This window comes from Streptomonospora mangrovi, from assembly GCF_027604915.1.
In the GTDB taxonomy this organism is placed as follows: domain Bacteria; phylum Actinomycetota; class Actinomycetes; order Streptosporangiales; family Streptosporangiaceae; genus Streptomonospora; species Streptomonospora mangrovi.
This window is the reverse complement of sequence record NZ_JAJAQC010000039.1, coordinates 31955-54405: the sequence shown is the minus strand read 5'-3', so window position 1 is coordinate 54405 and position 22451 is coordinate 31955. Positions and strand designations below refer to the sequence as shown.

General features: G+C 71.9%; 23 protein-coding genes. 8 read left to right on the top strand and 15 right to left on the bottom strand.

Translation table 11 applies throughout. The features are described from left to right. Positions 1–58: 58 nt before the first annotated feature. The 4 genes from LG943_RS20320 to LG943_RS20305 all read right to left on the bottom strand — a co-directional run bounded on the left by LG943_RS20320 (position 59) and on the right by LG943_RS20305 (position 4406). On the bottom strand, positions 59–580 hold the full coding sequence (locus tag LG943_RS20320; protein WP_270073913.1) for a hypothetical protein: 522 nt from the start codon (positions 578–580) through the stop codon (positions 59–61). Continuing rightward, positions 561–2972, bottom strand: a complete 2412-nt coding sequence (locus LG943_RS20315; protein WP_270073912.1) for a hypothetical protein — start codon at positions 2970–2972, stop codon at positions 561–563. The genes LG943_RS20320 and LG943_RS20315 overlap by 20 nt, the downstream gene beginning before the upstream one ends. A gap of 251 nt (positions 2973–3223) precedes the next feature. Further along, a complete protein-coding gene (locus LG943_RS20310) occupies positions 3224–3682 on the bottom strand; it encodes a hypothetical protein (protein WP_270073911.1) in 459 nt (152 codons plus the stop codon). A gap of 241 nt (positions 3683–3923) precedes the next feature. Next, on the bottom strand, positions 3924–4406 hold the full coding sequence (locus LG943_RS20305) for a MarR family winged helix-turn-helix transcriptional regulator (RefSeq protein WP_270073910.1): 483 nt from the start codon (positions 4404–4406) through the stop codon (positions 3924–3926). Positions 4407–4483: 77 nt separating this feature from the next. Between LG943_RS20305 and LG943_RS20300 the strand changes: the two genes are divergently transcribed. Beyond that, the gene (locus tag LG943_RS20300; protein ID WP_270073909.1) at positions 4484–4852 is read left to right on the top strand and encodes a cupin domain-containing protein; all 369 of its coding nucleotides are present in this window, start codon (positions 4484–4486) and stop codon (positions 4850–4852) included. A gap of 61 nt (positions 4853–4913) precedes the next feature. Here LG943_RS20300 and LG943_RS20295 read toward each other — a convergent pair whose 3' ends face one another. Next, the gene (locus LG943_RS20295; protein WP_270073908.1) at positions 4914–5405 is read right to left on the bottom strand and encodes a hypothetical protein; all 492 of its coding nucleotides are present in this window, start codon (positions 5403–5405) and stop codon (positions 4914–4916) included. A gap of 594 nt (positions 5406–5999) precedes the next feature. Between LG943_RS20295 and LG943_RS20290 the strand changes: the two genes are divergently transcribed. After that, complete coding sequence (locus LG943_RS20290) at positions 6000–7358, top strand: MFS transporter (RefSeq protein WP_270073907.1); 1359 nt, start codon at positions 6000–6002, stop codon at positions 7356–7358. Here the strand turns inward: LG943_RS20290 and LG943_RS20285 are convergent. From LG943_RS20285 to LG943_RS20265, 5 genes are all read right to left on the bottom strand, one after another. Continuing rightward, positions 7339–7536 carry a DUF397 domain-containing protein gene (locus tag LG943_RS20285; RefSeq protein ID WP_270073906.1) on the bottom strand — a complete coding sequence of 66 codons (198 nt, stop codon included), beginning with the start codon at positions 7534–7536 and terminating at the stop codon, positions 7339–7341. The genes LG943_RS20290 and LG943_RS20285 overlap by 20 nt on opposite strands. Positions 7537–7674: 138 nt before the next feature. Beyond that, positions 7675–8616, bottom strand: coding sequence for a DUF2207 domain-containing protein (locus LG943_RS20280; RefSeq protein ID WP_270073905.1), 942 nt, complete (start codon positions 8614–8616; stop codon positions 7675–7677). 51 nt (positions 8617–8667) lie between these two features. Beyond that, on the bottom strand, positions 8668–8814 hold the full coding sequence (locus LG943_RS20275; protein WP_270073904.1) for a DUF397 domain-containing protein: 147 nt from the start codon (positions 8812–8814) through the stop codon (positions 8668–8670). A gap of 84 nt (positions 8815–8898) precedes the next feature. After that, the gene (locus tag LG943_RS20270) at positions 8899–9099 is read right to left on the bottom strand and encodes a DUF397 domain-containing protein (protein ID WP_270073903.1); all 201 of its coding nucleotides are present in this window, start codon (positions 9097–9099) and stop codon (positions 8899–8901) included. Positions 9100–9108: 9 nt separating this feature from the next. After that, on the bottom strand, positions 9109–9960 hold the full coding sequence (locus tag LG943_RS20265; protein WP_270073902.1) for a helix-turn-helix domain-containing protein: 852 nt from the start codon (positions 9958–9960) through the stop codon (positions 9109–9111). 281 nt (positions 9961–10241) lie between these two features. On the opposite strand from LG943_RS20265, the gene LG943_RS20260 reads away from it, so the two are divergent. The 4 genes from LG943_RS20260 to LG943_RS20245 all read left to right on the top strand — a co-directional run bounded on the left by LG943_RS20260 (position 10242) and on the right by LG943_RS20245 (position 14464). Continuing rightward, entirely contained in the window at positions 10242–10589 is a 348-nt protein-coding gene (locus LG943_RS20260; RefSeq protein WP_270073901.1) for a hypothetical protein, read from the top strand. A 392-nt stretch (positions 10590–10981) separates the two neighbouring features. After that, positions 10982–12109 carry a phosphoserine transaminase gene (gene serC, locus LG943_RS20255; protein ID WP_270073932.1) on the top strand — a complete coding sequence of 376 codons (1128 nt, stop codon included), beginning with the start codon at positions 10982–10984 and terminating at the stop codon, positions 12107–12109. A gap of 316 nt (positions 12110–12425) precedes the next feature. Beyond that, positions 12426–13418 carry a glycerophosphodiester phosphodiesterase family protein gene (locus tag LG943_RS20250; protein WP_270073900.1) on the top strand — a complete coding sequence of 331 codons (993 nt, stop codon included), beginning with the start codon at positions 12426–12428 and terminating at the stop codon, positions 13416–13418. A 146-nt stretch (positions 13419–13564) separates the two neighbouring features. Next, positions 13565–14464 (top strand): aminoglycoside phosphotransferase family protein, encoded by a 900-nt coding sequence (locus LG943_RS20245; RefSeq protein WP_270073899.1) that lies wholly within the window; start codon positions 13565–13567, stop codon positions 14462–14464. Positions 14465–15117: 653 nt separating this feature from the next. On the opposite strand, the gene LG943_RS20240 is transcribed toward LG943_RS20245, so the two are convergent. After that, entirely contained in the window at positions 15118–16200 is a 1083-nt protein-coding gene (locus LG943_RS20240) for a hypothetical protein (protein WP_270073898.1), read from the bottom strand. Positions 16201–16302: 102 nt separating this feature from the next. Here LG943_RS20240 and LG943_RS20235 point away from each other — a divergent pair, with 102 nt between their 5' ends. Then, positions 16303–17028, top strand: coding sequence for a 3-keto-5-aminohexanoate cleavage protein (locus LG943_RS20235; protein ID WP_270073897.1), 726 nt, complete (start codon positions 16303–16305; stop codon positions 17026–17028). A 220-nt stretch (positions 17029–17248) separates the two neighbouring features. Here the strand turns inward: LG943_RS20235 and thpR are convergent, their stop codons facing one another. The 4 genes from thpR to LG943_RS20215 all read right to left on the bottom strand — a co-directional run bounded on the left by thpR (position 17249) and on the right by LG943_RS20215 (position 21776). Next, entirely contained in the window at positions 17249–17890 is a 642-nt protein-coding gene (thpR, locus tag LG943_RS20230; protein ID WP_270073896.1) for an RNA 2',3'-cyclic phosphodiesterase, read from the bottom strand. Positions 17891–18207: 317 nt separating this feature from the next. Then, positions 18208–19470 carry an MFS transporter gene (locus tag LG943_RS20225; RefSeq protein ID WP_270073931.1) on the bottom strand — a complete coding sequence of 421 codons (1263 nt, stop codon included), beginning with the start codon at positions 19468–19470 and terminating at the stop codon, positions 18208–18210. Between the two features lie 221 nt (positions 19471–19691). Further along, on the bottom strand, positions 19692–20141 hold the full coding sequence (locus LG943_RS20220; RefSeq protein WP_179768073.1) for a MarR family winged helix-turn-helix transcriptional regulator: 450 nt from the start codon (positions 20139–20141) through the stop codon (positions 19692–19694). 138 nt (positions 20142–20279) lie between these two features. Next, positions 20280–21776 (bottom strand): NCS2 family permease, encoded by a 1497-nt coding sequence (locus tag LG943_RS20215; protein WP_270073895.1) that lies wholly within the window; start codon positions 21774–21776, stop codon positions 20280–20282. 192 nt (positions 21777–21968) lie between these two features. Here LG943_RS20215 and LG943_RS20210 point away from each other — a divergent pair, with 192 nt between their 5' ends. Beyond that, complete coding sequence (locus tag LG943_RS20210) at positions 21969–22355, top strand: DUF2530 domain-containing protein (protein WP_270073894.1); 387 nt, start codon at positions 21969–21971, stop codon at positions 22353–22355. Positions 22356–22451 lie beyond the last annotated feature (96 nt).

Genomic DNA, 22451 nt, shown 5'->3' with positions numbered 1-22451 from the left:
GGATCGCGGGGCCTTCCGCCTTTCCCAGCAAATCCGCCCCTGAAGAATGTTCGCGTTCTCACTTGGCAGAGGCGTCGATCTCATCCAGGACAGAAATGTCCAAAGTGACGTACGGTTCCTCAATCAGCCAGTCCCTGGAGCGCCCTCTTTTGATGGCCATGACATCCACCTGGATCATTCCGGAGGAGTCAAAGGAAACGAGGCTTCCCCGCTCAAAGACGAGCATCAACGGCTCGAACGGGCCTGAAAGTTCGGGAACCTCAACCCCGGAATCCCACAGGGCGGCGAAGTGGAGCGCAAACTCACATGACAGACGCAGGACCTGGGGCACTTCCGGCAGACGGGCAGTCGCCTGCTGAATCACCGCCGGGTCGGCCCTCACCTCCGGAGCCACTTCTCCTGCGTAATCATAGAACGGCCATCCCGCGTCGGGAAAACGATCCGCCCACCACGCAGCCCGCCTCATGAACTCCCGCACAAGCAGGGCTTGCGAGGGACGATACGGCGGTGATTCCAAGGGTTCAAATTTGGATATCCGCTGAGCCAGAATAGAAACTCGGCTACCTGTCATTCCACTCATCCAGAAGGTTTTGGGCGAACTCGGGAAGTCCCCTCAGATCATCGTGGACGTCAAAGTCCGGCTCACTCCGCCCCATTCTGTAGTAGTGACCGAACGGTCGCAAGGAAGGTATTTGATTCGGAGCAAGGTCGTGAGCCCCGTAGTGCTCGGGTGTAGGGACCCCCGATCCCGTCGAGAAGTACTCGGGATGACTCGACCTGTAGGGAAGCCCATTTTCCATAAGGAAAGCTTCTACCCATTCGTGCATTACCATCCTGCGAAAATTGTAAACGTCTTTGTCTCTATACTTGTCGCCGTCCAGCATCCGCATCCATACGGCACTCACGTCACCATTGGGGCTGAAGAGGCCCTCTCGAACCTCCCCTACTCCGGTTTCCACTACATGAACCTTGTAGAACAGGTGTTTTTTCACTCGGTCTATCATATCGAAACTGATACCGGATCTTTCTGAGAGGATGTTGACATCGTTTGCCATCCCCCGGATGTTCTCATAATCCCGGAGAGCCCCCAAAGTATCTGGACCGTCAAGGAAGACGTTTCCATGCTGGTCTCGATATCGCCCTGCCCCGTCGGTATAGCCGTCACGGATCCGCGGACCCAAGCCAGGCTCGTAACCCTTTTCAGCGGAATCCCAGTCGAAATAGACCCGTTGCGCGTCGGGAACCACCGCAGGATTCGCAACCTGTTCGGCAACCGGCGGCCCTGATGACTCCACCGGCGTCTCCTCAGGCGCGTTCTCGGGATCATCATCTCCGTCTGCCGTGCCCTCCACACGGAACCCGTCCTGGGATCGCTGCTCCGGATCCGGCGCCTCCCCGTCTTCACCGTTCTCATCGGAGGACACGTCAGGTAGGCCGCTGACTGTTGGCGATGGCGGACCACCCCCCGAACCTGTTGTGATACCGCCGCTCGCGTTCGTGGGGCGCGATGCGGGGTCCTGCCTCGGCGGCTCGGTCTGGTTCGGCGTGTCCTCGATGTCGTTGCGCGCGCGGTGGGTGGTGTCGGGGTCGTCGGCGTTGGCCTGGATGTCGTATTCGGGGGCGCCGACCAGGGCGGGCTCTCTTGTAGCGGGGCGGGCGGCCTCCGGGGTGTTCTGGGGGATGTCGGGATGCTGCTCGTTGTTCGCGTACAGCTCGGTGGTGTCGAGGAACCGCTGCAACTCCCGGGCCGTGGGCAGTCCGTTGCCCGACGTCGGCATCTCCAACTCCGGTGTGCTGTCCATCCCGGCCCCGGAGCCGGCACCGGTGCGCGGTCCCGGCGCTTCGAAGTCGAGATCGGGCCACCGCCCCCCGATGTCCGGGCCGCCCGCGCGGGGGCCGTCGCCCACGGAGTTGAGGTTGCGCAGCGCGCCGAACCCCTTGCGGGCGAGGAGGGCCATACCCACCGGGGCGCCCACCCCGCTGGCGATTGAGGCCACGGCGATGACATCGGCGGTGATGTTGAGGCCCGCGGTCGTGCCCGCGTACCCCGGGCGGTCCTCCAGTTCCGTCCACGGGAAGAAGGCGTGGGCCATGTCGGCCCACGCCGCCCCCGTCGCCTCCAGGCTCTGGAAGCTGAGGCCGTTCTCCACCGAGACACCCATCAGCGACATCGCGCCCACGGCCGTCCCGTGCCAGAACTCCGCCGCGTTGGCCATCATCTGGTCGGCGTCGGCCGTCCACGTCTCCGTGGCGGGGTTGTAGGCGCCGATGGAGCTGGCCGGGTCGGTGACGAACGCCCAGGCGAAGTCACCGACCGCCGCTCCGACGTCGACGTACCATGCGGCGTCGTGCTGCTGCGGGATGGCCCACGGGGTGGCAACGTCGCGCGGAGCCTCGGTGTAGCCGTACGCCTGCGTGTTCGGCCCGAGGTCGGGGTCGGTGCCGGGCTCCACCGCGACGAACGTGGTGCCGCCGAAAAGCGCGGTGATCTTGTTGGCGCAGTCGCGCTCGGCGGCCATGAAGTCGTTCTGGACCTTGATCAGGTCGTTGTTGAGGGTGTTGAACTCCTCGACCTTGGCTTCGTCCTTGTCCCATTCGGCGTTGTCGGCGATGTGCCGCTGCATCGCCGCCGCGTCGGCCTTGAGGCTTTTCCAGCGCTCAAGGATCGGCCGCACCTCTTCGGCGAAGGTGAGCAGCGCGTCGCCGGCGACCGCTGACGCGCTCTGTACCTGTGTGCCCTTGGTCGCCACCGGGTCGACGGCCTCGAAAAGGATGTCCTCCTCCGGCGCGCTGTAGACGGCGGCCAGCCCGGCCCAGTCGGACTTGATGTCCTGCCCGATGTCGAAGATGTCCTGGCCGTCGTTCTTGATGGCCTCGGCCGCCGTCTCCAGTTTCTCCAGGTCGACCGGCGGGATCTCGATGGCCCCGGGTGCGATTCCGTCCGCAAGGCCCTCGGGGATCTCCGCTGTCATCCGCTCCGCCTCCGCCACGCGCTACTGTCCGCCAGCCGCGCAACACCCTAAGGCGCCAATGTGACGCAATGAGGTGATTTTTCGCCTCTCCCGAGGCGCGGAACGGAGCACTGCCTCCTTTCCGGGACACGGCCTGCGAATACGGACGCCGGTGACGGCACCCCGCCTGGCGGATGGCCGGAAGCGGCCACCCCTCGTGGGCGGTTGGATACGGTATGTCGTGCGTGTCGAGGCCGGGGTGCGGGGCCTGCTCAGTCCTGCCGCGCCTGCTCCGGCGGCGCACCCAAACCCGCCTGGAACCAGTCCGGCATGTGCTTGGGGGTGCGCGGGAGGCGGCGCTGTTCCTCGGTGAGCGCCTCCGTGGGGACCGGGGTCAGGAGGTCGGGCAGGGCGGTGTAGTCGTACTCTGCCGAGAACACGTCGGGCGGGTTGATCGCGTAGCGCATGGCGAACCACGTGCCCGTTCCCTCGCGGTACATCCCCTCGCGCAGCCGCAGGAACAAGGGCCGGATTTCGGACGGTACCGCCAGGCGCTCCATCCGGCCGCCGCCCATCCGCACTCCCGAGCGCGCCCGCACCCTGGTGCCGAGCGCGGCGTAGTCGATGAGCACCTGCCGCCATCCCGTGGGCAGGACGGGCAGCAGGTGCAGGGTGATCTCGCTGAGGATGTGGTGCTGCTCGACAGGGTTGAGCCAGCGGCGGTCAGGCATGCGGGTCAGTCCTTGGTGGTCGGTCGCGCCGGTTGCGGTCAGTGCGGTCCGACGCCCCCTGGCCCGGGGATGTTCCGCACCGCGCCGCTCCCGGCCGCATGCGGCCATCTGGCCGTGTGGCCTCTGGGACCTCTGCGGTCCTTGTGGCTCTCTGGTCATCCGGCTCCCGACCAGGCCGGAAGCGCGGTGTTGACGTCTTGCCCGCTACCGTCACCGCCCCCTCCCTCGGGCCGGGCGTCACTCACCACACCGGGCGCAGCGGCGGCACCTGGTCGCCGCTCAGCGCGCGGATGAGGCGGGCGAGTTCGCTCCGCAGGACTCCGGTGTCGGCCCCCGCGCCCTGCTCGGCGACCTCCGCCTCCAACCGGTGCAGGATGCGGCCCGCCACCGCCAGGTGCTCCCGGGCCGCGTCGGTGAGGACCACCAGGCGGCGCCGCCCGCCCGCCGGGTGGGGCTCGCGGCGCACGTAGCCCCGCTTTTCGAGGTCGTCCACGATCTGCCCGGCCGCCTGCTTCGTCACCCCCAGCCGCTCGGCCAGCTCGCTGCTGGTCGCCCCGCGCTCCCGCAGGGCCTGGAACGTCATGCCGTGGATCGGCCGCAGGTCGGCGTACCCGGCGGTCGCGAGGCGGTCGTTGAACTCGGTGAGCAGGAGCTGGAAGCCCATGCCCAGCAGGAAGGTCAACTCGGCGCGGGCAAGGGGGTCGTCACTGTGCGCGGGGTCCATGGCCAACCATGGTGACACACGGGGGTAAACCTGCTTTACTCACATGAGTAAAGCTCGTTTACTCACTGGGAGTCCCCATGCACGTCCTCACCCCCGCGCCCGCCGTCACCACGCCCAACGCCGTCATGACCGGCCTCGCCGCGCCCAGCCGGGGCAGCGCCGAACTCAGCACCTGGCGGGTCCGGATGGAGGCCGGTTCCGCCGGACCGGAGCACTCGATCGACCGCGAGCAGGTCTGGACGGTCACCAGCGGCTCGATGGAGGTCACCTCCGCCGGCCGCACCGAGACCGTCGCCGCGGGTCAGGCCGTCGTCCTGCCCGCCGACACGGTGCGCCGCGTGCGCGCCGGCGCCGAGCCGGTGGAGGCCCTGGTCGCGATGCCGGTCGGCGGCCGCGCCTTCGTCCCGGGGAGTTCGGAGGCACGGCCGCTGCCCTGGGCGGAGTGAGCGTCGACGACCGCCGATCCTGCCGCTCCCCGCTCCGGGCGCGGCAGCCGCGCCGCCTGCCTTAAGAAGACTTGGAGATGTGGAGCACCGCGCCCTCGTCGTCGGCGCCCAGGACGCGGACCGTCACGCCGTTGAAGCGGTTCGCCGACATCTCCGTGAACGGCGCCTCCTGGGAGCCGCCGAACTGGATGCCGGGCCCGTACAGGGAGAATGTGACCTTCCGCGGCTCGACGGTGTCCACGACCAGTTCCTCGATGCCGGTGTACCCGCCGAGGTCGATCTCGTCGCCCTGGCTGACGCGGACCTCGCACTCGGCGTCGGAGCAACTGGCGAGGTCGGTGCCGTTCGCCGGCTCGGGGATCTCCTCCTCAGTCGGCGACGGCGACGGCGAGGGGGCGGGGCTCGGCGTCGGGCTGGCCTCACTCCCGGCCCCTGAACCGGCGTCGGCGCCGCCCCCGCAGCCGGTGAGCAGCAGCGCCCCGGCCGCCACCGCTGCGGCGGCGAACGCGAGGCGCGGGGGGACGCCCCCGAACGGGGTCATCACGGTGTTCATGGTGTCTTCGTCCCTACTCTCGATCGACCAGCGGGCAACCCGGAAGCCCGGGCATGGGTACGGCCGAGCGCTCACGAACGGTTGGCGAGCCCTCACGGAGCGGACAGACACCGCGATTCTGCCGCTCCCCACCCCCGCCGTCACACCCGCGCGGCCACATCCGGCCACGTGCCATACGCCGCGTACCGCGTGCGGCCGCATACGGACACCGGAGGCCGATTGCCGCTGTCCGGAACGACGCGGTGGCACATTCCCATGGGTCCCGCGCTACTGGGGCAGCCGTGCGCTCTCGCCTGCGCGGGGCGGCATCTGCCGGACGATTCATGGATTATCGAAATCGGGAATGCAGAAGTATGTGAGATGTGAGGAGGCTCTTCGCCCCGCCGCGCCCCCTTCGCTTCTCCTAATACAGCCGATCGGCGCACCACCCGGTGTGCCGAGTCACCGGCGCTCCCAGTCCCAGCCCACCGGCCCCTGTAGACCCTTGTCGACCCCTGGACCAGGCGCCGCAATCCGGGGTCCCCGATTGCTCCCATCCGTGGCATCCGCTTGGCTTGCCTGCGGCGTAGGGGCGAGGCGAGGGCGGGGGCGACCATGCGGACGGGCAGGCGGGCGCGGCGGGGGCTGGGGCCGGGGTTCGGGTGGCTGTGGGGGTCCTTCGCCGTCAGTTCGTTCGGGACTCAGTTCGCCTTCGGCGCGTTTCCGCTGGTAGCCATCACCGTGCTGCACGCCGGACCGGCCGAGGTCTCGATGCTCTCGGCGGCGGCCCTGGCCGTCGGCGCGGCCGTGGCGGTGCCGCTCGCGCCGTGGGTGGAGTTCCGCCGCAAGCGCCCCGTCATGATCGCGATGGACCTCGTCCGCTTCGCCGCCCTGCTCAGCGTTCCCGCCGCCTACGTGCTCGGCGTCCTGTCGTTCGCCCAACTCCTGGTCGTGGCCGTGGTCGCCGCCACCGCCGACATCGCCTTCCGGGCCGCCCACGGCGCCTTCCTGAAGGGCCTCGTGCCGCCCGAGGACCTGGTCGCCGCCAACGCCCGCCTCGAATCCGCCACCTGGACCGCGACCATCGCCGGTCCGCCCCTCGGCGGCGCCGTCGCCGGGCTACTCGGCCCGGTGGCCACGCTCGCGGCCGACGCCTTCAGCTACCTGCTGTCGGCCCTCGGCCTGCGCGCCATCGGCGGCCGCGAGCCGAGCCCGGCGCCTGCGTCCGCCCCGGCTTCCGCTCCTGCGTCGACCCGCTCGTCGGCCCCGGCGTCCGCCCCCGCGCCGACCCCCGCAGCTCACCGAATGCGGGTCTCCGACCTCGCCGACGGCTGGCGGTACATCCTCACCGACCCCGTCTTGCGCCCCCTGTTCCTCAACACGGTGCCGGTCAACAGCCTCATCATGGCGACCGCCCCCCTGATGAGCGTCCTCATGCTCGCCGACCTCGGTTTCGCGCCCTGGCAGTACGGCCTCGCCTTCGCCCTCCCCTGCGTCGGCGGCCTCATCGGCGCCCGCCTCGCCCCGCCGCTCGTCGCCCGCTTCGGCCGCCGTGCCGTCCTCCTGGGTTCGGGCATCGTGCGCGTGTGCTGGCCGGTGGGCCTCGTCTTCGTCGGGCCCGGCACCCCCGGCCTGGTGCTGGTGATCGCGGTGCAACTGGCGCTGGTCACCAGCATCGGCGTGTTCAACCCGGTATCGGCGGCCTTCCGCCTCGACCGGACCCCGCCCGACCGCGTGGCCCGCATCCTCACCGCTTGGACCGTCACGGGGAAGGCCGCCGTGGCCGCCGCCACCGCCGCCGCCGGGCTGCTCGCGAGCGCCACCGACACCCGCACCGCCGTCGCCGTGGCGGGCCTGCTCCTGCTGGTGACCCCGTTCCCGCTCCTCTGCCTGCGTGATGCGCGCACGCCGGCCGAGGAGCGGGAACGGGGCCAGGGTCAACCCTCGAACGAGGTCAGGTCCGGTCGGCCTTGACCGCGCCGAGGAAGCGGATCCATTCAGTCGAGGGGAACTGAATGTCTCCCATCTGGCGGTTCTTGCTGTCCCGCACCGCCGAGGCGCCGGGGGCGTCGGCCACCTCTACGCAGTTCTCACTGCGTGTGTAACTGGAGGTACGGAAAGCATCGGTTGCGGATTGAGTTGTGGCGCGCATGCTTCTTTGTACATCGGGACTTTGGTCCTTTTCAGGCGTTTCGACATTCCCGCGTCAACTCCTCGTTGTGGGATGACCGGCTCATTTCCCGCCGTCCCGTCGCGGCCGCCGGCCTCGCGGAGTAGGCGCCCGGCCGGATCAGCCGCCGCCACCCCCGCCGCCGCCACCGCCCGCACCGCCGCCACCTCCTCCGCCACCACCGCCGCCACCGCCACCGCCACCGCTGAAGCCTCCGCCGATCCCGCCGCCCGCGCCGCCGTGGTAGCCGCCGCGCCGTCCCGAGCCCCCGCTGCCGGCGAGGTTGACGGCCTGCGCCACACCGACCATGAACATGACTCCCGCGATGGCCCCGACCGCGATGTAGAAGGGCGAGAGCTCGCTGTCGCCGGGGGCGGCGCCGGTTCCACCGCCGACCGGCTCCGCCTCGTTCACGGTGACCGGCGCGTCGGCGGGCAGGACCACGTCGACGCTGAACGCCTCACCGGGCGCCACCCGGTCCTGGGTGAACGTGACGGTCGCGGCGCCCGTCGTGGTCCCCGGGCCCGTGCACTCGTCCCGGGATCCGGGCGCGCCCGCGTAGCAGTCGACCGCCCGCGCCGCCACGGGCGTGGTGACCTCGGCGGTCACCGACTCCACCGGGACCTCCCAGCCGGAGCCGATGACGTCGAGGTACAGCCGCGCGCCGCCCGCCTCGGACTCGATGAGCAGGGTCTCGTAGGCGTAGGAGACGACGAACGTTTTGCGCCCCGTCAACTGGTCGTCGCCGCCCTCGGACCCGAACCGCACCGACGACCCGTCCGGCAGCACCTCGCTGTGCTCGACCCCGGCGTCGTCCTCGATGGTGAGTCCGGTGAGGCCGAGGGACTGCTCGGCCGAACCGTCGATCGGGGCGGACAGCGGCAGCGACCGGTGCGCGGGGCCGCCGCCTCCGTCGCCGAAGTCGTAGGTGATCTCCTCGCGGACCGACACGACACCGTCCTCGCCCACGGTGATGTCGGCGTCGAAGGCGACGACCGAGCGGTCGCCGCCGGGTGCTTCGGCCGGTACCGCCGCCGGAAGGGCGGCGGTTACCGCGACCATGACCAGGTTTCCGAAAAGGCCCACCATGAAAGGTGGGATGGCGCACTGCCGTCAGGGGTTCCCGATGATCTTAGAGCCGTCCCTGCTTGGCTTGATGGCGCAGACGAACGCGGCCCACTGCGCCGAGGGGGCCTTGATGTGGCCCGCATCGGGTCGATGGGAGTCCCGGAGCGCGGAGACGTGGGGGATGTCTGCCACCTGCTGCACAGTTGTTTTAGTTCGGTCAACTAAAACAACTCTGCCGGAACTTCAGAACAGAACCACTGGCCACAGCGGCTGCCCTCAGGCGGAGAACGCGTCCTGCTTCACGGCCACGACGAACGCCGCCCACTGCGCCGACGGGAACTCGATGTGGCCCGCCTCGGGCCGCTGGGAGTCCCGGACCGCCGAGGCACCGGGGAGGTCGGCGACCTCGACACAGTTCTCTGTCCTCGGACCTGAGTAGGAGGACTTTCGGAAGTTATAGCGGAGCGCCTTCGACATGGGTGTTCCTTACGTGCGGGACTCCAACATCCTTTCGAGGAGGGCACGCGACTCATCCACACTGAGCGCCGTTGACTGTACGTAGTCATACAGCAGCTTGTAGCGCTCTACTTCTTCAGGTTCCTCATGAAAGAGTTGAGTGGTGTGGCCCTCGACGTAGACCACGCTGGGGTCCTCCGGGAAGTCCAGGATGAGGAACTGTCCCATCATTCCCGCATGCGGCCCGATGGAGTCAGGAAGTACTTGCACCCTTAGGTTAGGGCGCTGGACCTGCACTAGATGACGAAGCTGCTCCTCGCGAAGCTCACGAGGGATCTTCCGTAGCGCTGACTCATCTATTATCGCCCAGTAACGCGGCGCATCCGACCGAGCAAGTATCTGCTTGCGCATCATCCGAGCTTCTACGCGGCGGTCAATCTCGGCGGCGTCGGTGATGCCGCTGCTCGCGATGAGGGCACGCGCGTAGCCTTCAGTCTGGAGCAGCCCAGGGATCACGGCCAACTCGAAGGTCCGAACAACCGACGCTTCCGGCTCGAGCCCCGTCAGCGTTCCCTTACCAAGTACGTCGGCGTAGCCGACCCACCAGCCTCGCTGACGCGCCTGCTTGGCAAGGATGACTATGGCATCCCGCTCGCCCGGGTCGTCGACACGGTAGATGTCGAGCAGAAGCTCCACGTCTTCGACCTTCGGGCGCACCCACTCGTTGCGCTCGATGCGGGTGATCTTGGAAGCGGACCAACGGCTCGCGCCGCGCTCGTGCGCCTGATTGGTGACTTCGTCCGCCGTCAGACCCGCTTGTTCTCGCAGCTCCCTCAAGCGCCAGGAGAGTCGGCGGCGACGAAGAGTTGGGCTACTGGCCAATGGATCGGTGCTCCTCGCATCGCGACGTCGCTGTCCCGATCGTAGGTGGCTCTGCTGGTTTCCCGACATTTTTCGCATCTCCTGAACACAAGTGGGGTTACCAAACAAGATTCTTCCACCTACTTAAAAGTTGGTCTTGCATTTTTAGCTACCGCACGTGACCATGGGGGTGCTGGTAACCGCCGGGGCTCCCCGGCCTGACCGCCTGTGAGGGCGTCATGCCTTACTTCAGTCCTGCTCCCGAGGGGCGCCCACGCCTCGCCCCTCGGGTACGTCCCTACGTGACGGCGCCTCCTCCCGCGCCGCCGCCTCCGCGTCCGCCCGACGTCTGCGACCCGGCTCCCGGCGAGGTCCACGCCGCCTTCTGCGAGGTCGCCGAGTACTACGCCGACCAGTGGCTCGAGATCCGCCGCTTCTCCGGCGCGGACCTCCCCTACCTGGCCGCCGACCGCCCGCGCGGCATCACCGTCCGGGCCAGCGACCTCGGCGCCTTCGCCGCCGCGCTCTCCGCCTACACCCCCTGGGACCCGCCGCTGGACCCGCCCTCGACGGCCTCCACGGCCTCGGCCGCCGCCTCCTGCTCGTCCTCCTCCGCCGAGCGGGGGTGGCCCCGGCATGAGTCCGCTTGAGCGCGCGTACGCCCGCCGCGTCATGGCCCGCTTCCCCGGCGCCACCGTCTGGCGCGGCGACCACACCGGATCCTGGTGGGCCATGCTCCCCGAACTCCCCCACCTCATCGAGGCGCGCGACCCCGACACCCTGGCCGCCCGCATCGCCTGGGTCCGCACCGCCCACCACCAGTGGATCCCGCACGAGGACCCGCCGACCCCGCCCGCGCGCCCCGCCCCCCGGCCGCGGCCGCAGGGCGCTCCGCGCCGCCCCCAGCCACCGCAGCAGCCGCCCCCTGCGCCCCCCGCGCAGCCGCCGCGACCTGCGGCGTCGCGCTCCCCGGGAAGGCGGCGGCGGACCTCTGACAACCGGCCCCCTTTCCTGCGGCGCGGGGGGCTCAGCCACTACGCTTCTGCGGGTGACCGACATTCAGATTCCCGCTAACCTGCTGCCCGCCGACGGCCGCTTCGGCTGCGGCCCGTCGAAGGTCCGACCCGAGCAACTGGCCTCCCTCGCGCAGTCCGGATCCGGCTACATGGGGACCTCGCACCGGCAGAAGCCGGTCAAGTCCCTCGTGGGGCGGGTGCGTTCCGGTCTGTCGCAGCTCTTCTCGCTGCCCGAGGGCTACGAGGTCGTCCTCGGCAACGGCGGCACCACCGCCTTCTGGGACATCGCGGCGCACGGCCTGATCCGCCGCAAGTCCCAGCACCTCTCCTTCGGCGAGTTCTCCTCGAAGTTCGCCAAGGTGGCCAAGGGCGCCCCCTGGCTGGCCGACCCCAGCGTCATCAGCACCGACCCCGGCACGCACGGCGACCCCGTCGCCGAGGACGGTGTCGACGCCTACGCCCTCACCCACAACGAGACCTCCACCGGTGTCGCGGCGCCCATCCGCCGCGTCCCCGGCGCCGCCGACGACGCGCTGGTCCTGGTCGACGCCACCAGCGGCGCCGGTGGCCTGCCCGTGGACATCGCCGAGACCGACGTCTACTACTTCGCCCCGCAGAAGAGCTTCGCCTCCGACGGCGGCCTGTGGGTGGCCGTCATGTCGCCCAAGGCCCTGGAGCGCGCCGCCGAGATCGCGGGGGGCGACCGCTACATCCCCGAGTTCTTCTCGCTCCCCACGGCGATCGACAACTCCCGCAAGGACCAGACCTACAACACCCCGGCGGTGGCCACGCTGGCGCTGCTCGCCGACCAGGTGGAGTGGATGAACGGGCGCGGCGGGCTGGAGTGGACCGTGGCCCGCACCGCCGAGACCTCCTCGATCCTGTACTCCTGGGCCGAGAAGACCGACTACACCACCCCGTTCGTGGCCGACCCCGCCAAGCGCTCGCAGGTGGTGGGCACCATCGACTTCGCCGAAGGTGTGGACGCCGCCGCCGTGGCCGCCGCGCTGCGCGCCAACGGCGTGGTCGACACCGAGCCCTACCGCAAGCTGGGGCGCAACCAGTTGCGCATCGGCATGTTCCCGGCGGTGGAGCCCGACGACGTCCGCGCGCTCACCGAGTGCATCGACTTCGTCGTCGGCAAGCTGGGCTGAGACCGGGCTTGCGCTGGGCTGAAGCCGGGCTGGCACTACGGCTGTCGCCCGGCTGACCCGGTCCGCGCCCGCCGCGAGCGGGCACGGCCGCACCCCTCAGCCGCTTCGCGATCACCTTCGGCCTGCCCGGACACCCCGTCCGGGCAGGCCGCGGCTCGCTGCGGGCGTCCCGCACGGCGCCCGCGGCCCCATCACCGGCCCGACCCGCGTCACCAGACCGCGTCACCGGACCGAGGCCCGCGACTCGCGGCCGGACCCCACCACCACGAACCTCCACGATCACCCATCACCACGACCACGACCCGAAAAGGCGGCTGTGCGCAGAAACAAGCAGGAGCCCCCCATCAAGATCATCTCCCACCGGGGCGCCTCGGGGCACCGCCCCGAGCACACGCTGGCCTCCTACGAGCTGGGCGCGCGCTTCGGGGGCGACTTCATCGAGGCGGACCTGGTCGCCACCGCCGACGGCGTGCTGGTGGCCCGCCACGAACCCGAGATCGGCGGCACCACCGACGTCGCCCAGCACCCCGAGTTCGCCGACCGGCGCACCACCCGCACCATCGACGGCCGCGAGTACACCGGCTGGTTCACCCAGGACTTCACGCTGGACGAGTTGCGCACCCTGCGCGCCGTCGAGCGCATCCCCGAGGTCCGCCCCGACAACGCCGCACACGACGGCGTCCACCCGATCCCCACGTTCCAGGAGATCGTCGACCTGGCCAAGAGCCTCACCCGCGAGCTGAAGCGGCCCATCGGCGTCTACCCCGAGACCAAGCACCCCGCCTACCACTCCTCCATCGGACTGGACCTCGAACCGCCGCTGCTGGCCGCGCTGCTGGACAACGGGCTGACCGGCCCCGAGCCGGAGGTGCCCGTGTTCCTCCAGTCCTTCGAGAGCGACAGCCTGCGCAAGCTGCGCGAGGCGCAGGTGCCGTGCGTGTTCCTGATGGGCACCGAGGAGCACTGGGCGCGCTTCCTCACCCCCGAAGGGCTGGCCGAGGTCGCGACGTTCGCCGAGGCCATCGGCCCGGCCAAGGACCTGATCTTTCCGCGCGACGCCGAGGACGCCATCACCGAACCGACCTCGCTGGTGGACGACGCCCACGAGGCGGGGCTGCTGGTGCACCCCTGGACGTTCCGCAGCGAGAACCACTTCCTCCCGGCCAACCTGCGCGGCGACGGCGCCCGCAGCTTCGGCGGGTTCGCCGCCGAGTACGAGGCGTTCTTCGCGACCGGGATCGACGGCGTCTTCACCGACCACTCGCGCCACGCCTTCCTCGCGCGCGAACTGTTCCTGGCGGAGGGGTGACGGCGGCGCCCGCGCCCGGGACGGGCGGTGCCGGCTGGGGCGGCGCCGACGCCGCGCGGGCTCGCCCAGGCGGAGCCGCGGGCGGGCGCGAGGGCGGGGACGCGGGCGGGCGCGGGAGCGCCTGGCCGCCGCCGCTGCCGCGCGAGGTGGCCGAGAACGTCGCCGCCCTGCCCGGCGGCCCGGCGTGGCTGGCGGACCTGCCCGAGCGGCTGGGGGCCGTGGCCCGGGAGTGGGACCTGGACCTGGGACGGCCCTTCACGGGCGGCAGTTGCTCGTGGGCGGGTCCGGTGCGCACGGCCGGGGGCGAAAGCGCGGTGCTCAAGCTGTCCTTCCCGCACCGCGAGGCGCGGGGCGAGGCGGCGGCGCTGCGCCTGTGGGCGGGGGCGGGCGCGGTGCGGCTGCTGCGCGTCTCCGACGACGGGTTCGCGCTGCTGCTGGAGCGCTGCCGACCCGGGGTGCCCCTGGTCCGCGCCCCCGGGGACGCCGAGGAGCGGCTGGCGGCGGGCGCCCGCACGCTGGCGGGGCTGTGGAGCCGGGGTGCGGCGGCCGGGCCGGGGCTGGAACTGCTGGCCGACGTGCTGGCGGAGTGGGCGGAGCTGACGGCGGACCGCCACGCGCGGCTGCGCACGGGGACCGATCCCGGGCTGGTGCGGGCGGCCGTGGACCTGATGGGGGCGCTGCCGGGTTCGGCGACGCGCACCGTGGTGCTGCACGGCGACTTCAATCCGGGCAACGTGCTGTCGGCCGAGCGCGCGCCGTGGCTGGCCATCGACCCCAAGCCGATGGTGGGCGACCCGGGCTACGACGTGTGGCCGCTGGTGACGCAGGTGGACGCGCCGATGGCGTATCCCGACCCGGTGCCGGTGCTGCGCCGCCGCTTCGCGCTGTGCGCCGAGATTCTGGGCGAGCCCGCCGAGCGGCTGGCCGCGTGGTCGGCGGCGCGGGCGGTGGAGTCGGCGTTCGACCGTTTCAACCGCGACGACGCCGAGGGCGGGAGTGCCGACCTCACGCAGGCGTCAGCCCTGGCGCGCGTGGCCGGGCTGTAGGCCCTCCGGTCAGGGCCGTCTGGAGGCCGCCTGGCGGGGCCGCCCGGTGGGCCAGGGCGGTTCACCGGTGCCAGGCGGCGGGGCGCGGCAGGCGATCGGCGCTCGCCCACGTGGTCGGCCTGTAAGCCATCCGGTCAGGCCGCCTCGGGGCCGCGCGGCGGGCGTGGGCGGTTCACCGCCACCGGGCAGCGGGCGCGGCGGGGCGTCGGCGCTGGCCCGCGTGGTCGGTAGGCCATCCAGTCGCAGCCGCTCCGCCTGAGGGCCGTCTGGGCGAACGCACGGCGGGCGCACCCGGCGGGGCCGCGCGGCAGGCCGGGATGGTTCACCGCCACCGGAGGGCGGGGCGCAGCGGAGCGCCGGCACCGGCCCACGTGGTCGGGCGTATAGACCCTCCGGTCAGGGCCGCCTGAGGACCGCCCGGCGGGAGCGCCCGGCGGGGCCGCGCGGCGGCCCAGGAGGGCTCACCGGCACCGGGCGGCGGGGCACGGTGGGGGCATCGCGCGGCCGTGGCGCGATCGTGGCGCGGCTGTAGCACAACCAAGGCGGGGCATTCGAACCGGTTGTCCACAGCTTGGGGATGGTTATCCACAAGGTGCCCCGTTTGTTGTTGAAAACCCGGGGAAACCGCTGTGGATAACGTGGGGATAAACCTCTCAACTGCGGCGGGCCAGGACCGCGATCCCCGCGATCACGACCGCCGCGATCCCCACCCCGGTCCAGATGAGGATCGAGGCCGTGCGCGGGTCCGGCCCCTGCTCGGAGGCCGCGGAGCCGCCCCCGCCACCGTCCGGTTCCCCGGTGTCGCCCGAGCCCGCGCCCCCGTCCGCGCCGTCTCCGCCGCCGCCCGTTCCGGTATCCACAGGCACCCGCCACACCGGGCTGCCCGCGCCCTCGGTTCCGGCGTAGAGCGCCGAGCCGTCGGGGGCGAACGCCAAAGACTCCCCCTGGTCGGACTCCGGCAGCGACACCCGGTCCACGATTCGCGCGCCCTCCACTCCATCGGCGGCGTCGTAGACGCTGGCTGCCCAGTAGGTGCGGATGGCGAAGTGCGAGCCGTCGGGCGCGAACGAGGCGTCGGTGGCGTACAGCGGCGCGGAATCCACCCGGGTGAGGGTGTTGACCCCCTCGGGGTCCAGGGTCTCGGGCGCCGCGTAGACACCGCCCGAGACCTCCTTGCTGATCACATAGAGCCGGTTGTCGTGCGGGTCCACCATCATGGCCTCGGCGTCGCGCCCGCCGTCGGCGTAGCTCAGCGTGAAGGTGGTGGCCTCGACCGTCTGGTCGGTGAGGTCGGCGGGCTCGGTGAACCGGTAGACCCGGACGTTGGGCCAGCCGCCCTGGAAGTTGTCGCCGATGTCGCCCACGTACACCGCCGGCTCGCCGGAGTCGTCGGCACCCACGGCCACGGCCTCCCAGTCGCGCGCCTCCACCCCGGCCCCGGTGAGGGAGACGGTGGCGACGGTGTCGCCGTCCTCGTTCACCGCGTACAGTTCCGGGCCGTAAGCGCCGCTGTCGTTGTGCGTCCAGAACACGCCCTCGTGGCGGCGCGAGGCGACCATGCCGCTGGACTCCTGGATCCGCTCGTCGGTCAGCGTGAACTCCGGCTCCGCCGAGGGCGGCGCGCCGGAGCCCGGGGTGGGCGACGCCTCGGCGGCGAGCGCCGCCGGACCGGCCAGCGTGAGGGAGCAGAGCGGCACCAGGGCGACCGAAACCGCGAACGCGGCGCCTCTCGTCATGCCGACAATCCTGCCATCATCGGCGCGCCGCCCTGGCTTGCGACCCGTGCCTTGTGGGCATGCTCCCCTTACTCACGCGCTAGAGCGAAAAGGACGGCACGCATGCGGATCGTCGCCTGCCTGAACGGAGACCGCCGCCCAGGGGCCCATCCCGCGCTCCCGATCTCCTTCGACCAGCTCGCCCTGGACGCCCGCGCGGCGGTCGAGGCCGGGGCCGACGAGGTCCACATCCACCCCCGCGACCGCACCGGCGCGGAGTCGCTGGAACCCCAGGTCGTCACCCCGCTGCTGGAGCGCCTGCGCGCCGACCTCCCCCGCACCCCCATCAGCCTCACCACCGCCCTGTCGGCCGAGCCCGATCCCTGGCGCCGCTACGACCTGGTGCAGCGCTGGAGCGCCCTGCCCGACTCCGCCACCGTCAACCTGCACGAGCCCGGCTCGGTCGAGGTCGCCCGCCTGCTGATCGACCGCCAGGTCGACGTGGAGGCCGGGGTGTGGACCCCCGAGGCCGCCCGCATCCTGGTGGCCTCAGGACTGGCCGAGGAGTTCGCCCGGGTCCTGGTGGAGCCCATGCAGGCCACCGTCCAGGACGCGCTGGCCAACGCCTCCACGATCGACGCGGTCCTCGACCGCGCGGGCCTGGACCTCCCCCGCCTCCTCCACGGCACCGACGACACCGCCTGGCCGGTCCTCGACACCGCCCTCGCCGCCGGCCGCGACATCCGCATCGGCCTGGAAGACACCCTCCGCGACCCTGAAGGCCAGGAAGCCGAAAGCAACGCCGCCCTGGTCACCCACGCCGCCACCCGCATGTCCACCGCCGCCTAGCCACGACGCGCCGGGTGGGGCGGGCCGGGTGGGGGCGGGTCGGTGGGTTAGTCCAGGAGGGCTCCGGCGACGACCAGGAGCATGATGGCCGCGAGCACCGTCGGCAGCAGCCAGCGCTGCTTGCGGTTGTTCGTCAGCATGCTCATGGTGGTGCCCTACTCCCCGCCCGGGTGCCGGGCAGTGCGGTGCGGCGCCCTGGTCGGGGCGCCCGTGTTCGGTTTCAGCCTAACCGCCATGTCTGGAGGGTCTCGTAACGGGGCCGCCGGGGGTGGTGGCTGCGCATGAGGCGCACCTCCTCGACCGTCCAGAACGCGGTGGCGAGCCGCCCCAAGGTGTAGCGCAGCGCGCTGACGTCGCCCGGCGGGCGGACGCGGGCCAGGGTGAGGTGGGGCGCGTAGGGGCGGCGGTCCACGCGGACGCCCGCCTTGCGCGCGGCGCGGCGCAGGCCGTCGGCCAGCAGCGTCAATTCGTCGACGTCGCCCTCCAGGCCCGCCCACAGGACCGACGCCTGCGCGGGGTCGCCGGGGAAGGTCCCCGCGCCGCGCACGGCCACCTGGAACGGGGCGTGCCGGGCCGCCTCCGCCGCCAGGCGCTCTGCGACCCCGGGCACGGCGTCGTCGGCGACCTCGCCGAGGAACACCAGCGTGACGTGCCACTCGTCGGGGCTGGACCAGCGCAGGCCCGGCGGCACGTGCCCGCCGGCGGGCGCGAACCCTCCGCCGGTGATGTCGGCCGCGCGGGCGTCGGCGGGGGCGGCGGCGCGGTCGGCCGCGCCCGGCTCGGGCGGGGCGAGTGCCTCGACGGCCAGCGCGACCTCGTCCAGGACGCCGTCGGGCGGCTGGACGGCGGCGAAGAGCCTCATGGATCACCCCGTGTCGTCGTCGGCCGGGCCGCGGCGGGCGCGCGGCCCCGGCCCGGCGCGCGGGCGCGCTGGCGAAAGGGTACTGGTGCGGGACCGCCGGTGGGGTGTCCTGCGCCACGCGCGGGGAGCGGGGCGTGGTCGGCGCCCGCCTCCGACGTGCGGGAACCCACCGCGGGAGGCCCCGCCACACGAGGCGCCCGCCCACGTGCACGCGACCGCCTCCCGCGCACGGCGACCACCACAGAAGCGCCCCTCCGCGTGAACGCGACGGCCTCAGGAGTCATGCGCGCGCACGGGGCCGCGCGCGCACGGGCGCTTCAGTCGGCGGCGGGCAGGGGCTCGCGGTCGCTCACCCGCACGAACGGGCGGTGGCGGGCCAGGCGGACGCGTACCCCCAGCTTGCGGGCCAGCAGCACGGCGACCACGAGCACCACGACCACGGTGACCGTGCCGCCCACCGCGAAGCTCGTGCGGGGGCCGAACGCGTCGGCGAGGAAGCCCACGATGGGCGCGCCGATCGGGGCCACCCCGAGGAACACCAGCATGTAGATGGCCATCACCCGGCCGCGCATCTGCGGGTCCACGCTGAGCTGGAACGTGGCGTTGAGCGAGGTCGTGAACGTCATGAACGCCACCCCCATCGGCACCAGGACCGCCACGAACGCCAGGTAGCCGGGCGCCATCGCCGCGGCGATCTGGAGCGCGCCGAACGCCAGCGCCCCGGTGAGGACGATCCGCAGCCGGGGCCGCTCGCGCCGCGCCGCCAGCAGCGCGCCCGCCAGGGCGCCCACGGCCAGCGCGGCGGCGGCCGAGCCGAACGCGGCGGCGCCGGTCTGGAACACGTTGTTGGCCATCAGCGCGATCTGGCTCTGCCCGTTGGCGCCGAAGAGCTGCACGAACACGGTCATGAGCAGCAGCAGCGCGAGGTCGGGCCGGCCCAGCACGTAGCGCACCCCGGCCAGGGTCTGCCCCTTGGCGCGCGGCGCGGGCTCGGTGACCTGGAGTTCGGCGGGCCGCATCAGCCACAGCCCGCCCAGCACCGCCAGGAACGACACCGCGTTGATGAGGAACACCGGGCCGCTGCCGATGGCCGCGATGAGCAGCCCGGCGACGGCGGGTCCGGCCACCCGGCCGAACTGGAAGCTGGCGCTGTTGAGCGCGACCGCGTTGGGCAGGTCGCGGTCGCCCACCATCTCCACGACGAACGTCTGGCGGGCGGGGTTGTCGACCACGGTGACCACGCCGAGGGCGAACGCGAACACGTAGACGTGCCAGACCTCGGCCAGCCCGGCGGTGGCCAGCACGCCCAGCCCGGCGGCGAGCACGCCCATGGCCGCCTGGGTCGCGATGAGCAGCCCGCGCTTGGAGAGCCGGTCGACCAGGGCGCCGCCCCACAGGCCGAACAGCAGCATGGGCAGGAACTGGAGGGCCGTGGTGAGGCCCAGCGCCATGCCGCTGCCGCCGCTGAGCTGGAGCACCAGCCAGTCCTGGGCGACGCGCTGCATCCAGGTGCCGGTGTTGGAGACGAGCTGGCCGCTCGCGAACAGGCGGTAGTTGCGGATGGCCAGGGAGCGGAACATCGCGGTGCGGCGGCGCAGGTCGGCGGCCGACTCCGCGGCGTCGGGCTCGTCGGGCCGGCGCGGCTGATCGGGTGCGCCCGGTGTGTCCGGCCCGCCCGGGGCGGCGGCGTCTCCGGTCACGGCGGCGGGCGCCTCGGCGGCCGGGCCGCCCTCCCGGGCGGCCTCGCGCGGCGGCACGGCCGGGTCCTCCCGCGCCCCGGCGGGCACCGGCCCGGCCGGGATCAGGACTGGCTCAGCCGGTCCAGGATCTCCGCCGCCCGGCGCAGGGTGTCCCGCTCCTCGGGGGTCAGCTCCTGGAGCCGCTGGGCCAGCCACGCCTCCCGCTGGCGCTGGTCGGCCCGCACCAGCTCGCGCCCCGCGTCGGTCAGGTCCACCAGTTGCCGCCGCTGGTCCCCGGGGTGCTTGGCGCGGCGCACCAGCCCGCGCTCCTCCAGCGCGGCCACGATCCGGGTCATCGAGGGCGGCTGCACCTTCTCGTGCTCGGCGAGTTCGCCGGGGGTCATCTCCCCGTGCCGGGCGAGGGTGTACAGCGCCGCGCCCTGCCCCAGCGACAGGGACGTGTCGAGCCTCTGCGCGCGCAGCCTCCTGGCCAGTCGGCCCACGACGACGCGGAGAACGGCCGCCAACCCCGCGTCCGTCCTCGTGCTCTGGCTGAAAGGAGACTTCTTCATTAGCAGAACTCATTACTTTTGCTAACAGTACGGGGCGCCTCCGAAATTCCGCCCGAAGCGGACCCGGGGGGACACCCCGGGCCGGGGCCGGGCGGCCGGAGGCGCCCGCGTACCGAGCCTAGTGACGCAACGTCACGATCACAGCCCCAACAGGGACTCGATCGGGCCGAGCGCGAAGTGCACCACGAACGCCGCCGACACGATCCACAGCAGCGGGTGCACGTCGCGCAGCCGCCCCTGCGCGGTCCGGATGATCACGTAGCTGATGAAGCCCACGCCGATACCGTTGGTGATGGAGTAGCTGAACGGCATCACCACGATGGTGAGGAAGGCCGGGATCCCGATCGCGTAGTCCTGGAACGGGATCTTGGTGACCTGGGTCATCATCATGAACCCGACGATGATCAGCACCGGCGTGGCCGCCTCGAACGGCACCAGCTCCACCAGCGGCGAGAACAGCGTGGCCACCAGGAACAGCACACCGGTGACGATCGGCGCGATCCCGGTGCGCGCGCCCTCGCCGACCCCGGCCGCCGACTCCGCGAACATCGTGTTGGACGACGCCGACGCAGCGCCGCCGGCGATGGTGCCCAGCGAGTCCACGATCAGCACCTCGCGGGCGCGGGGGACGTTGCCCTCCTCGTCCAGGAGGCGGGCCTGCCCGGCCACGCCCACCATGGTGCCCATGGTGTCGAAGAAGTCGGCCAGCAGCAGGGTGAACACCAGCAGGATCACCGCGATCGTGCCCGCGTGGGCGAAGCTGCCGAACAGGCTGAACTGGCCCACCAGGCTGAAGTCGGGCACCGCCACCAGGTCGCCCGGGGAGGTCGGCAACTGCGGCACGGTCAGCGACCAGCCGTCGGGGTTGGTGTTGCCCTGGCCGTCGGACATCGGGCCGATGCCCGCCAGCGCCTCCACCGCCACGCCCACGACGGTGGCCACGACGATGCCGATCAGCATCGCGCCGCGCACGTTGCGCACGATCAGCACGATGGTCAGCACCAGGCCGATGACGAACACCAGGATCGGCCAGCCCGACAGCGACCCCGAACCCAGCTGCACCGGCACCGTGGTGTTGGCGGCGTCGGGGATGCGGCGGATGAACCCGGCGTTGACGAACCCGACCAGGGCCAGGAACAGGCCCACGCCCACGGCGATGGCGGTCTTCAGCTCCGGCGGGATCGCGCGGAAGACGGCCGTGCGGAACCCGGTGAGGACCAGCACCAGCAGCACCAGGCCCTCAAGGACGATGATGCCCATGGCGTCGGCCCAGGTCATCTGCGGCGCCAGGGTGTAGGCGACGATGACGTTGAGGCCCATGCCCGCCGCGATGGCGAACGGGTAGCGGCTGATGACGCCCATGAGGATCGAGATGACCCCGCCCACCAGGGCGGTGGTGGCGGCGACCGGGGCCAGGCCCAGGGTGTCGCCGTTCATGTCCTCGGCCGTGCCGATGATGAGCGGGTTCAGCACGATGATGTAGGCCATGGCGAAGAAGGTCGCCAGGCCGCCGCGGATCTCGCGGGCGAACGTGGACCCGCGCTCGCGCACGCGGAAGTAGCGGTCGAGGCGGCCCGCGAAACCGGTGGCGGGCCGCGAGGGCGTGTTCTCGGCGGACTGTGGCGTTGGATTCACTCGTACGACCCTGGCAGAAAGGGGATGGACTTACGGGATCAGCACACGTCAGCCTAGTTGCAGGTTCGCACAACGGGACACAACCGGCACGCCCGCCGGCCTGGCCGAACCTCCAACCGCACCCTCCGGACGGCCCCTCCCGGTCCGGCCGAGCCCGGCCGCGCGCGGCGCCGGATCGTCTAGCCTGAAGGGGTGCGCCGTGCCCGCAAACCCGATCCCGAGGTCCTGGAGAGCGACTACCGCATCCCCACGGCCCTGGGCACCGTGGGCTGGTTCGTGGCGTTCGCCATACTGGTCGCCCTGGGCGACCGCGTGCCGCCGGCCGACCAGTGGTGGCGCTGGGTGTGCGTGACCGGCATGGCCTTCGGCGTGTTCGCCTACTTCTACATCCCCCGGCTGCTGCGCCGGCGCGCCGCCGAGGACCTCGCGCGCGCCCGCGCCCGCGAGGAGCGCGCGGCCGCGGGGTCGCCCGCGGCGGCCGAGCCCGCGCCCGGCCCTCTCGACTCCCCCGCGCGCACCCCCGCCGCTGAGGCGCCCGCCCCCGCCGCCGAGGCCGGCGGCCGCGACGACCTTTCCTGACCGCCCCGACCCCTCGGCGGGGCGCCCGGGCACCGCCTTCTCCGTGCCCGTCGGCAGTTCACGGCCTGCGGCCTTGCGCGCTCGCGGATAATGGGC